This is a genomic window from Marinifilum sp. JC120 (assembly GCA_004923195.1).
Taxonomy (GTDB): domain Bacteria; phylum Desulfobacterota; class Desulfovibrionia; order Desulfovibrionales; family Desulfovibrionaceae; genus Maridesulfovibrio.
Genome location: RDSB01000001.1, coordinates 194,735 through 206,717, shown reverse-complemented (window position 1 = coordinate 206,717; position 11,983 = coordinate 194,735). Strand labels below are relative to the sequence as shown.

Annotated in this window: 12 protein-coding genes; 5 read left to right on the top strand and 7 right to left on the bottom strand. The window is 46.1% G+C overall.

Going from position 1 to position 11,983, the window contains the following annotated elements; all coding sequences use genetic code 11:
* Window positions 1-97: 97 nt before the first annotated feature.
* Both D0S45_01020 and D0S45_01015 read right to left on the bottom strand, forming a co-directional pair.
* On the bottom strand, window positions 98-859 hold the full coding sequence (locus D0S45_01020) for an HD domain-containing protein (protein ID TIH19948.1): 762 nt from the start codon (window positions 857-859) through the stop codon (window positions 98-100).
* A gap of 3 nt (window positions 860-862) precedes the next feature.
* The gene (locus D0S45_01015; protein ID TIH19947.1) at window positions 863-1,189 is read right to left on the bottom strand and encodes an SHOCT domain-containing protein; all 327 of its coding nucleotides are present in this window, start codon (window positions 1,187-1,189) and stop codon (window positions 863-865) included.
* A 156-nt stretch (window positions 1,190-1,345) separates the two neighbouring features.
* On the opposite strand from D0S45_01015, the gene D0S45_01010 reads away from it, so the two are divergent.
* The 3 genes from D0S45_01010 to D0S45_01000 all read left to right on the top strand — a co-directional run bounded on the left by D0S45_01010 (window position 1,346) and on the right by D0S45_01000 (window position 3,253).
* The gene (locus D0S45_01010) at window positions 1,346-1,756 is read left to right on the top strand and encodes a response regulator (GenBank protein TIH19946.1); all 411 of its coding nucleotides are present in this window, start codon (window positions 1,346-1,348) and stop codon (window positions 1,754-1,756) included.
* A 97-nt stretch (window positions 1,757-1,853) separates the two neighbouring features.
* The gene (locus tag D0S45_01005; GenBank protein TIH19945.1) at window positions 1,854-2,792 is read left to right on the top strand and encodes a DUF1517 domain-containing protein; all 939 of its coding nucleotides are present in this window, start codon (window positions 1,854-1,856) and stop codon (window positions 2,790-2,792) included.
* A 158-nt stretch (window positions 2,793-2,950) separates the two neighbouring features.
* Complete coding sequence (locus D0S45_01000) at window positions 2,951-3,253, top strand: Hpt domain-containing protein (protein ID TIH19944.1); 303 nt, start codon at window positions 2,951-2,953, stop codon at window positions 3,251-3,253.
* A 6-nt stretch (window positions 3,254-3,259) separates the two neighbouring features.
* Here the strand turns inward: D0S45_01000 and D0S45_00995 are convergent, their stop codons facing one another.
* The gene (locus D0S45_00995) at window positions 3,260-4,402 is read right to left on the bottom strand and encodes an HD-GYP domain-containing protein (GenBank protein ID TIH19943.1); all 1,143 of its coding nucleotides are present in this window, start codon (window positions 4,400-4,402) and stop codon (window positions 3,260-3,262) included.
* Window positions 4,403-4,808: 406 nt separating this feature from the next.
* Between D0S45_00995 and D0S45_00990 the strand changes: the two genes are divergently transcribed.
* A complete protein-coding gene (locus tag D0S45_00990) occupies window positions 4,809-5,747 on the top strand; it encodes a MerR family transcriptional regulator (GenBank protein TIH19942.1) in 939 nt (312 codons plus the stop codon).
* A 98-nt stretch (window positions 5,748-5,845) separates the two neighbouring features.
* Window positions 5,846-6,274 carry a hypothetical protein gene (locus tag D0S45_00985; protein ID TIH19941.1) on the top strand — a complete coding sequence of 143 codons (429 nt, stop codon included), beginning with the start codon at window positions 5,846-5,848 and terminating at the stop codon, window positions 6,272-6,274.
* Between the two features lie 36 nt (window positions 6,275-6,310).
* Here the strand turns inward: D0S45_00985 and D0S45_00980 are convergent, their stop codons facing one another.
* The 4 genes from D0S45_00980 to D0S45_00965 form a co-directional block, all read right to left on the bottom strand.
* On the bottom strand, window positions 6,311-6,724 hold the full coding sequence (locus D0S45_00980) for a PqqD family protein (protein TIH19940.1): 414 nt from the start codon (window positions 6,722-6,724) through the stop codon (window positions 6,311-6,313).
* The gene (locus tag D0S45_00975) at window positions 6,708-7,604 is read right to left on the bottom strand and encodes a hypothetical protein (GenBank protein TIH19939.1); all 897 of its coding nucleotides are present in this window, start codon (window positions 7,602-7,604) and stop codon (window positions 6,708-6,710) included. Before D0S45_00975 ends, D0S45_00980 begins: the two co-directional genes overlap by 17 nt.
* 167 nt (window positions 7,605-7,771) lie before the next feature.
* Window positions 7,772-9,733, bottom strand: coding sequence for a peptide transporter (locus tag D0S45_00970; protein TIH19938.1), 1,962 nt, complete (start codon window positions 9,731-9,733; stop codon window positions 7,772-7,774).
* A 270-nt stretch (window positions 9,734-10,003) separates the two neighbouring features.
* Complete coding sequence (locus D0S45_00965) at window positions 10,004-11,977, bottom strand: hypothetical protein (protein TIH19937.1); 1,974 nt, start codon at window positions 11,975-11,977, stop codon at window positions 10,004-10,006.
* Window positions 11,978-11,983: the final 6 nt, after the last annotated feature.

The following is an 11,983-nucleotide window of genomic DNA, read 5'->3' as shown; positions in this document are numbered from 1 at the left end:
GTGGTAAGTAGTTGTGTTTTTAAAGTATCTTTAAAAAAAGTAAGCTTAAAATCAAAAATGACAAGAGAGCTTGGAAACCATTATTCCATAAAATCGATCAAGAGTTAAGCTGTTCTATTATCGGACTATGCAGGGCTTGTATTTGATCTGTGTCAGGAAGCTGGCCCATGAGGGTTTCAACGTATCCGCGTTTTATCATTTCTTTTCGCGACCATTGAAAATTCAGATCATAGGCCCAGCTGAGCAGGAGCAGACGGAAATCATTTAGGCAGCGCATTTCCTGATAAGCTCCCTGCTTACCTTCTTTAACTGCCAGAAGGACCGCATCGGTTACTTTATCGGGGCTCTCGGTCAGCCCCATTAGTGGGACTTCGTTGCCGGATTGAACTCCGGTCAAATGGGGGATCAGTACTTTGATGATATCTATTTTGTCCGAGTCCCGGACGATTTCCGTACAAATCCTAAGCTCATCAGAGATGAAACCGGGCAGTTCGCTACGGTTGTGCAGGGCTATTGCGCCGAGGACCGTATTGCGCTGCTTCCGGGGTAGTTTGTCCAGAAGCTTGTTTTTTAAAACAGTTCTGGCTCCCAGTTTACCGTGATTGCAGGAGTTTGCATCTATGAATGTTCCGTACTTACGATACTGCGGGAATCTTCCTGTATCGTGGAACAGGGCTGCGATCTTGGCTGTGTCGACCAGTTCGGGGGTAAGCGGTAAAGATTCGCAGATGTTCCGGCTGTTCTCGAAAACATCAAAGGAGTGATCTATTTTCAGCTGAATATCCGGTCGTTCCTTGTCACTGGCGTTTTGCAGATAAGGACTGACGAATTCGCTGAAAATTGTCTTCAGGTGTTTCATCGCCTAGTATAAGATTCTTTTTTTCTTAAATTTGTAATCGACTTCGGAAATTTTACCTGATTTCAGGTCTTCTTCCAATTGTGCAAGGGCTTTTTCACGCATTTCCGCGGCCTCACGGTCGAGGTCATGGTCCCTGAATTTACCGTTGGGACCAAAGAGAACCCGCAGGAAAATAACGATTACACCGAGAATTGCCGCTACAAAGAGCATCTTGGCGGCTGAGGCCCAGAAATCCCCATATCCGGGACCGAATGGCCAGTGGTCCCAATGCGGATTGCTTTCATATTTGCCTGATATAAATGAAAATACGGATGATATTGTCTGGAACATGAATACTTCCTATTATGTTTTTGTGAATATCTACATCTCATTTCAACTCTCCGCAAGATAAACCGTAAGGGTAAACTTTATGTATATAATTGCATATATAATCTCAGTGTGGTTTAATGGAATGATATAGAAATATTGTAGGGATGAGGAGATGGTATGAGGATTTTGATTGTTGAAGATGAGCTTGCGAGCAGAAAGTTTCTTACGCATGTGATGACCAGCTATGGCGAATGCGATTCCGTGGAGGATGGTGCGGAAGCCGTGTTGGCTTTTATTGAATCCATCGAATCCGGAAATCGTTATGATTTGATATGTCTGGACATTATGATGCCTGAAATGGACGGACAGGAGGCTTTAAAGGAGATTCGTGAAGTTGAAAAAGAACATGATATCCCTCACAGGCTTGAAACCAAGGTCATGATGACAACAGCACTTGCTGATCCTTCTAATGTAGTAGAAGCGTACTATAAAGGTGGGGCTTCCGTTTATCTAACCAAACCTCTTGATGTTGAAAAAATACGCGAAGCCATGGTTGAACTGGGCTTTTTGAAAAAAAGTATCGAATAGCTCCGATATCTCTGGACAGGCAGCGTTAGCGTAATTATCTAAAGGACTGCGGCTTCGGTCGCAGTCTTTTTTATAACCTAAGTAAATGAGGTATTAGATGAAACTACTCGGGTATTTGGTTCTTCCCCTTACTGTTGTCTGCTTGCTGGCTATTATGGCCGGTGATGCGGATGCGAAAAGAATGGGTGGTGGGAGATCCTTCGGCAGCAAGCCATCTTTTTCAAAGAATTATAATAAACCAACTTCAGCAGCTACTTCCCAGAAGCAGACAAGTGGAACCAACAAGCAGCAGGGCGGTCTTGCCCGTCCCGGTATGGGGCTTCTCGGCGGACTGCTGGCCGGTACTTTTCTCGGCTCAATGCTTGGCGGTTTTGGTGGAATGGGTGGCGGATTTTTCAATATCCTGATCATCGGTTTGCTTGCTTATCTTGGATTTAAATTTTTCAAGTCCCGCAAACGTGGGGCGGATGATATGCATCGTCAGGGTAATTACCAGCGCGGCCCGGATAACTCTCAGGCACAGCACAACAATACAAATAACGATCCTTATGCCCGCAGGGATCAGAACGCTCAGAATGCTTGGGATCACCTTTCATCCAAGCCTTCTTCTCCGCAGTCAGCAGATTCTTCCGCCCAGCAGGGTGGCCCGTCTGTAAATATCCCCGCCGGATTCGATGAAGAAGACTTTCTCGAAGGTGCCAAGGCTGTTTATACCAGACTTCAGAAGTCATGGGATAAGCGCGATATGGCAGATATTGAGCTGTTTGCTAGTGCTGGCGTGCTTAATGAAATCAAGCAACAGGCTCAGGAAGATCCCGGTCCATCTCAGACTGACGTGCTTATGGTAAATGCAAGGCTGCTGGAAGTTAAAGAAGAGGGCGGCGTTACTCACGTAACTGTTTACTATGACGTTCTTCTGCGCGAAGATCCCGCTCAGTCCCAGCCTTCGCAGGCACGTGAAGTCTGGCATTTTGTAAAACCTGTGAATTCTGATGGTATGTGGAAACTGGATGGCATCCAGCAACTTGAAGAATAATTTTTAGGAAGCAGTTGTTTTGGCAATTTCTTTTTGCCTGTGGCTGCTCAAATTGATAATAGATAAGGGTATCGCTGAAATTGCGGTACCCTTTTTCTTGTTCCAATTTCCTTGGTAGGTAATCCGCTAGGGAGTAAAGCATGTGAGGTGAGGGTCGCATGGATGTAAAGATTGTCGAGAGAATAGATGCAGATCTTCAGGGGCTTGTGTCAGGATTTATAAAGATAACCTACAATGAAATCAAAGACCTTGAAGATGCCTTGAATGCTGGTGACATGGATGTTGTCGCCCGTATAGGGCATAACCTTAAAGGTTCGGCTTTGAATTATGGTTTTTCTCAGTTAGGTGCCATTGGGCTCAGAATAGAAACTTGCGCAGCACTTAATAAACCGGATGAGGTTCAGGTCGAGTTGGAAGTCCTTAAAGATTATGTGGAGCGGGTTGAAGTGGAATTTGTATAGCTGCGGTTACCAGAGGAATCTGTCCAGTTCCAATTTGAATGTCTTCGGGTGAATACATTCAATAATTTCAAGATTGTTTTCCTGTGTCTGGGGCGATCTTTTGGACAGGTCTACAAATTCCGGATGAATGGCCCTGAACCTGCTGTTAAATACGATCTTCACCTGCGGCAGCAGTGGTGCCTTGGGAGTGTTGGTGACTACAACCCCGTAGCGTCCATCTGATAGTTTGACAAAACAGCCTACAGGGTAGATCCCGACACACTTAATGAAGCTCTCCAGGTATCTGGGATGAAAAGATGAATTGGCCATGGAATATAGGTGTTTGATGGCAGCATTCGGAGTCAAGGCTTCACGGTAGGGGCGGTCTGAGGTCAACGCATCGTATGAATCACAGATGGAAATGATGCGTGCAAATTGTGGTATCTCATTACCGGTCAACCCTTGAGGGTATCCGGTTCCATCATATTTTTCATGGTGTGATTTCACTGACTTGATGATGTCTTGTGGGGAATTTTGCGCGCTAAGAAATTCACATCCTTTCAGGGTGTGAATTTTTATTTGTTTGAATTCATCCTTTGAAAGCTTGCCTTTTTTATGCATCAATTGTTTCGGCAGCCATAGTTGCCCGATGTTCATCAGCATCGCTGTCATGGAAAGTTCTTCTACCGCTTCCCGTGAAAGGCCTATATAGCGGCCAAGGATGGCGCTGAGAATCGCTGTATTCAGGCTATGAGTGTATAGATATCTGTCTGCGCGGGCCAGCACAGTCAGGCTTGCTGCGGCACTGTTGTTTCTGTCTATAGAATCGATAAGGGGGCTGATATCTTTTTTGTATTTGGAGATTTCAAGCGGATCTTTTTGCTCTACTGTATGAAAAATTTTCTGAACGCAACTGAGAGCGTTATTGTATGCTTCACGGGCAAAAAATATTTCTTCTGAGTAGGTGGTCTGGGGGAATGAGTTTGAAACGGTGCTTTTTTCGGAATCTATCAGGACTTCGTTGATGTTGAGCTGAAGGATGGCAGAGATATCTGCTTTGCAGGATATCGTTTGGTTGGAAAGTTCCGTGGGCAGGCTGGTGAAGCCATTGGCGGAGCACACAACAAACATTCCTTCCTGAAGATTTGTAGTTTTGATCTTTTCTAGCATCTTTTGGCGCTTTATTATTGCGGGGCAGGTCTTGTCCCACTTCTCCTACCGAATGATTACACTTTATGTGCTGTGCAGGGCAAGAGAAAAGTGCGCTTGCCACGCTACGTGGCTGTGGGATGTTACTCCGTCACTGTACGCACTCTAATTTTTAGCTAGGCGACTCAATTCGCATGATGTGTGTTCTTTTGATCCTATTTCCACATACCCTCCGTCGATATTTTTCCCATCTGTTTAAAAAATAATCACGATTTTGGTTTTGTCTACTTTTGAATAGATTCTTGTTCAATTGATCAAAGTGTCGTGAGATTTGAACAACAGATTGTTCAAATTAGTGTTGACTTGTTTATGTATAAGGAGTAGCGTTTGTTCAATAGTTGAAATGAACAACAAATGAGCAGGGGATATGTCAAATCAGTACTTAAGTTTAAGGGAAGTTGGCAGGAGGTTGGAGATTCCTCCTTCAACCGTGGTGTACTATAAGGATAAGTACTCGAAATTTCTGCCATCAACAGGCGATGGCGGGCGTAGGCAGAAGTACTCTGTGGAGGTCGTTGAAATTTTCAGGAGGATACGTGAAATGTATGGAATGAATTGGACAACTGAACAAATCGAAACTGAATTAAGTCTTAAGTTCGGTGTGTTAGTTGATAGTATTAAGAATGATCAACAACTGATCAGTGGTGCAGGTCTTGAGTCTGGTTCAGATATGGAGACAGTGATTAAAGGGTTGTCTTCTGTTCTTGGTAAAGTCTCCGATATGTTGTCGAGTCAGGCTCTTTTTCAGACTGAATTGCGTGATTTAAGAGAGGAAGTCTCAACTCTTAGGAGTGAAAAGCGCAAGCTTTCTGCTGATACTAATGAGAGAATCATGGATATGGCCATGGAGATTGGTAGCTTAAAGCGTGACCGTGCGGAGCTTTTTAGGCTCTTGCGGGCTGGCGGGGGTATAGGTCCGGATGAATCGTCTTTTCCGTCTTCTGATTATCTGGAACGTCCTCTGGTTATCCGTAATTCTGAAGGTGATTACCTTGGTGTAGCCGGAAAAGGGCGTAAGCATTTTTCTCTTGAGGATTTTGTCAAGCTGCTTGAAAACAGTGTAAATTCTCATAGAAGTGTTGATCTTAACTGGAAGGAAGAGAGCGGTCAGTGGGTTTTGGTTATTGATGCTAGTGAAGGGCAGTCTGCATCACAGAAAAAAATTGTTCTTGTAACTGAAGAAAATGTTACACCCAATAATAACACTGTTGTGCGTATTGAGAGTATGGAGATTAATAGTAAGGCTGTTCCTGGTGCTCTTTTATTTAGTCTTTTTAAGCAGATACGAGAAAGTTTTGACAGATAGAAAGTTTTGGTGATTTTCTAGAAAAAGTCTTGATATATTCAGTTAATATGGTTATTAATGTCTTGTTATCAGTAGAGGAGTAGTCTTAGGAGGAAATCATGCCGCAGGTTGCAGCCAGAATTACGCACGATCACGAAAAGTGGCTCAAGAATTATTTCAAGACCAAAAGTGCAGGTGCAGAATTTATTCTGCCTTGGGCTGTTGATATGTTTTTTAAATCCATGCGTGCTGTTGCGCAGGAATTGAATGTTGCTGAGCTAAAGACTGTTCTGGAATCATATGAGGGTGTGAAAATCCTGCCCAACCAGTGCAAGGGGGCCTATCTCTTTTTGCAGGTTGAGGAAGCGTGTGAAACTGAGAATGTACACAGCAATCACGGGGTCAGCTGGCCTAATCTTGAAGCCAAGCTGAAGCGGCTTTCTGATGTGCACTCAACAGCACTCATGATTTGGGCTTCCGCTTATTGGGTGAGCAAGGTCTGGAACGGCGTCAGCTTTGAGGAATATATTAAGCTGACCTGTGGCTAATGCCCTGAGTTGAAATCTTACTATTTCCGGGCAAAATTATTTTGTCCCGGTGCTTTTGTTGCTGAAAGCAATAAGCCCTCTTTTCCCTAGATCTCTCAGGAATGAAGCCGTTGCCACTTCTGCTTCACGGGGCAGGACCTGATATTTTTTTGCAAAACCCGCAGCTATTGTGCGGACACTGTTATTGCCATCAATCATATCCCAGACAAGGGTTCCCATCTCATCCAGTTCTAGCTGTTTTATGGGCGGGCTTCCGTCCTTCCACATGCCGAATCTTTTTGCCACGTCCGCGAAAAGCGGCTTAAGCCGCAATGGATAAGACAGCATTATTAAACCATTTTCCGCACGAGTTTCTTTTATATCCCGGTTCTTAAGGGGAGTGCAGGCCATGGCTTCGCCCCTTGTCATTTGCGGGATAATTGTCTTTTCTTTCTTACTGAATAATTTCATAGTTTTTGAAAATATTTTTTGCCCTGTCTTCGGCTATATGCTGGCGAGATTTAACCATCACAGCCAGAATGCGGTTACTTTCCTGCGTATAACGGATCTCGATCTGCCCGTAAGGACGTCGTTTGGAATTCAGCTTTGAAAGTGCAAGTTTCGTAGTGGAAGGGCTTTTTACCTGACCATACATGCAGGTTGACCCCTTGTCGTATTCCAGCTCCGCTATGGAAAGTCCCAGTTTTTTTATGTCATCTTCGAAGAGTTCCTTAGAGAACTCTCTAAGTGTACAGTCTTTGAGGATTACGTCAGCAGGACTGAAGCGGTAAAGGTCAATGGTTTCGGTTTGATCTGTGAGGCATATGTTGAATCTGCCCGGTTTGAATTCAAAGGATTCCAGCGCCATTGAGCCGGGGAGAGTGGCTTTCATGTCATAGATGCACCAGAGTTGTTCAGTTTCAGGATTGTTGAAATTCAGGCTGTTAAAAAGTGTTACCGCTGCGTGATCGATTTGCTCATCGCATTTACCGATGAACTGAATTAACATGACCTTGGCTGAATCTTTGCAATAGAACATAACCCCGCGGCCTGTGGCGAGGTCGGACTGCCAGTAGAAAGCGGTGGTATTGTATTTTTTTAGCGGTCCTTTCCATGAAGCTGGAAGGACTGTTGATTCGATTTTTACGCCTGAAGATGATTCAATTTTTTTGGCAAGCTGCCTGAAATATGTTTTTTCCTTGTATGTCTTTCCGGCATCATACCAGCGAAGTTCGATACAGGGGTACTCTCCATTATCGAGTTGCAGGAATCTTTTGTCGATTCCGCTGACCTCGAAATTGGACGGGATATCAAAGCAGATACCGTCCCACGCTATATTCTTAAGATCCATTACCTGTTCCTTATGGAAATAGTAAATTTCCACCTGATCAAAGGTGAAACCCGAATAATCATATTGATACAAAATACTGCGGCTTATTTAACCGAAGTTGAACTACCTAAATCATTTTTTATGCATCCGCAAAGTTTTAATTCTTATCCTGATTTGAGTTAAAAGAATTAGTAGGCCATTTTTCCTAACGATTTCAGGATAAGGGTGCAACCCATGGCGAACATACCTGTTAAACCCATGCCGCAGGAAAATCCTGCCAGTAAGACCGGGGCATACTGGCGCCACATGGCGCCGTATTTTTTCTGGAAGAAGTAACGGCCGATGAGTGCCCCGGCAACTTCCAGAATAAAGCCGTGTGGCGTACTTTGTCCGAGGCCTCTAACTACGCCGTAAACCAGCAGAATTGGTAGTCCCAAAGTGTTAAGTATGGCGTAAAGCACAAGTCCCAGACTGATCCCTCCCATTACGACCGGACCGCTTAATGCTTGAAAGAACAGCGAGTTGCCTTCAAGGGTCGAAGTCTGCATGAGTAGTGTATTCAGAGCCTGTAAGTGCCAGAGTTCCTGCGCGTAAGGGTAGTTCGAAGATGGAATGGGCGCAAGCTGCCAGATGAACTGTGAGAAGAGCAGACTGGCAATCATGACTACCGGGAAAACGACCAGCTCAGCTTTGATGATACCCCGGATGGATGTTCCGGTCAGTTCGATCTCGCGGAAATGGACTGTCGCTTCCCCGTAGTTATGGATCGGAATCGGTGCGTACCAGATTTCAATTCCCTGATAACCGAAGAATTTTGCCCCGGCAATGAAACTTGCCTCTCGCACAAGTGGCAGGCTTACAAACTGCCCGGCTATACCTTCCATTCGCGCTGTGATGTAGGATATCACTGGGGTATAGATGAAGCCGTAGAGCAGGAAGAAAATCCATGGAAAATTGGGCACCAGCAGCAGACTCATACCCACGTAGGCAAGAGTTGAAAAAACATAAATGGCAATGGATACCCAGAAGTTGATGTCTCCGCGTCCTTCCGGTGGCTCGAAAAGTTTGCTCCATGATTCACGGCTCTTGGCATGTTCACCGCGGAAAGATTTTACAACGTACCAAATACCGATCAGACCGATAGACAGCCCCAGCCCGATTGAAAAACTCATGTAAAAGTCAAAGTTGTTGGCAAAAACTGTTTCAACAGTTTCCATGCCCGGATGCCAGCGATGCAGGATTCCGTGTTCATAAAGTACCGGGTTGGCAACGAAAGTGATTATGATCCCGATCAGTCCGCCGATAACAGCCCAGAACGGCAGGACCATACCGATGAAGAACAGTCCAAGATCAAACTGGATACCTGTGGCAACAGCCGGGAGAATCTTTTCCGTATACGGCGTCAGCTCAATCCACGGTATGGGAATTATCCTGATCGGTTCCGTAAATAGAAGTCCTGAAACCGCTGGAAGTAGTACATAAACTGCCCCGAAAGCCAGACCGATAACACCTCCTACTGAGAAGACCCGCCATTTCCAGCTGGCCTGTTTTTCTTCGGTAGATTCGGCAAGAGCCATGGTACCCAATGCGCCGACAGGGGCCATAGGAAAGGGCAGTTTTTCCACATCAGATGTGATGCGATAAAGAGCATATCCCAGCCCGAAATGGTCTATTCGCTGGACAATCTGCGCCCCTACCAACAGCAAAATCGGTATGAGCCAGTCGCGGTGAAAGAAGGTTCGTTCAAGGAGCGAGTCCGATCCCGGCTGAGGGGCAACCCACGTGGGAATGAATTCGGTCAAACCCAGCATACGCGCCGCGTCCGATTGCACTAAATATTGTTGCCATAGCAAGCCCGAGAACGGCGAGGCCAGTGCTGCCCCGGCCATGTAGTAGAGCAGGAAAATTTCCTGTTGTTTCAGCTCGGTGTACGATCTTTTGGCAATCTCGGCGAAAAGAATAATTGTTACCCAGCGCGCAGCAGGACCAATGCCCTGACCGATGACCAATTGCAGGTACATACTTCCCGGCATCATCAGGAAGCCGATGAAGATGGCACCGACTACTGTTTTCCAGTCAAAGCCCTCTTCAAAGTGGGTCGGGGTTTTTAGCAGGTCCCGATATTCTTGTAGCTCTTTATCATTATGCATATGTTTGCCTCCGGCGGCCCTCCGGGGGCTTAAACCCTTTTGCAAAAGGGTTTAAGAATCCCAAAATCATTTAATAGGGCTTCGCCGCAGTTAATGTTAAATCGTCTTTCAAATATTTATTTTATACCGTCCAGCAAAGGAGGTGAGATTGTCCGTGTTTAATATTTTTTTGATCCAATTCGGCAAAGCCCTATTAAAAGTTTTTGAAGAGTCCAGAGAAACTTTTTCCAAAAAGTTTCTTTGGGCCCCGCAGGGCTGCCGAAGGCATTCCTATCCCGGTAAGACCTGATAACTTTGTCCTGCATAAAGCCCGTAAAGTGCCCATGCTCCGCCCATGAGGAAATCTCCCATGATCAGGCCGAAGAATAGATACCGGACCCGTTTGAAAAGCCCCACGCCGCCATAACGCAAAGTGAGTTGGTTGCAGGCCCAGCCGAGAAAAAAGCTGAACCAGAGAATTTTCATGGCTGAGCTGTAGGCAGTAAGGTATCCGATGGGATGCAGCGGCCACCAAGGCAATCTGTTGTAGGCCAGTATCAGCATGAACATGACCACTGCGCCTATTGTGGCGAAGGTGGTTACCCAATGGGAAGCTGCCGCAGGTTCTTGAATGATGCGTACAACGTTGTCGTAGACGTTCATTGATGTGCGTGTTGCCCAGTCCAACTGCAATTCTCGGATACCGTATTTGTAGCAGACCATAAGCATGGCCCCGAAAGATACGATCACGCCCAGCAGCAGGATGGTGGTAATTCCGAACAGGAAGAGCCTTTTATTCTTAATCCATTCGTTGATTTTGGAACCATGCACCAGCGAGGGCATGAGTGATTCCCTGAGATCAACAAAAAGGATTTTCTGACACATGGCGGTGATGGCGATTCCCATCGAGCCGAAGAATTTTGATCCGAAAATGGTGGTCACGCAGTCAATTGGCGCAGCAGTCAGGGTGAAGTAGGCAATACCTCCCTGGCAGATTGCCTTGGAAGCCACCAGCGTAAAAACGAAGAAGGCCAGCAGAACGACTACAGCCACCAGCAGGGGGATGCCGAAGTATACACACCACGCGGTGAGCAGCAGACCGGAAACAGCCAGTCCCCAGAAGGAAAATCTGAGAGACATCCATTCTGCTTCTCCGCGTGTGGATTCAGCACCGAAAGCCTCTTTGATAACTTGCTTGAGGTGTTGTCGGGCCAGCCAGACGATGAAGCAGAAGAATACAAGATAAGCCCCGATCATCTGGGTTTCTTCAGGCCGGGTTAAGGTCGGCCCAAAGGTTACGCCAAGTGCAGAGGCGGGAATGTTCAGTCCTGATGCACTCAGGATTCCGTAGAACAGTCCGCCGAGTAGGAAAAAGAACCAGAAGCTGAAGGAAATCTGCCTTGAAGCCAGAAAGGCGAAACCAACGAAGGCAGGGTAAAAATAAATTTTTAACTTGTGGAATCCTGAAAACAGTCCGGTTTTGGCAAAATATTTACCGGCTAGAATCAGGGTCGGCATTTCCGGAACCGATGGAATGTAAAAATGTAGTCCGTTGATCAGGTGCAAGCAGACACAGAAGATCAGCCCGATCAGGAAGAATTTGTTTCCAAGGAATGATCCGTACAAGCCCTGATCCATTGCTTCTTCCATGAAGCGGGGAAGCTGCAATAATGGGAAGTTCAAGCGTTCGTTTTCTACCCATTGTCTGCTGAAAATATTGGTCAGGCAGAGCATCATGAAATAGCAGAGCAGAATGAATGCACCCCACCACATGAGCGGTGTCAGCCATGATGCCCAAGGGATAGATTTAAATATTTCAAAGTTGTCCATGAACGGACCGCCCTTAATGCCGTTATAAAGCTGCTCCACTGCTTTGGGGTCAGTTGGATGCAGGGCATCTGGCAGTAGAGGCTGGAGCACTTCCTTCCATCTGTTGCCGATGGTGGCAAAATGGAACGGGGCGGTCAGGTTGATGAAAAAGGTTCGGGCCAGCCCGGTGTAGGATATTCCGGAAACAATAACCATAAGAATCCACATGGTCATCAGGTCCAGTCCGGTCAGCAGCGGATGCGAACGCAGAAGCTTACGATGCAGTGCGCAGATTGCGGTCAGCCATGCCAGTATGAAGAACGGGGCCAGAGGGAAATGTCCCCCGGCAAGCGGAGTCGCATTCAAGTAGGCGTTGTTGAAAGGTGTGAAAGCGCAGATAAGCAGCCCGAAGAAGGTGCCCAGCAGAATCGCTCTTTTCCTTATTTTACCATGCATCTGTGG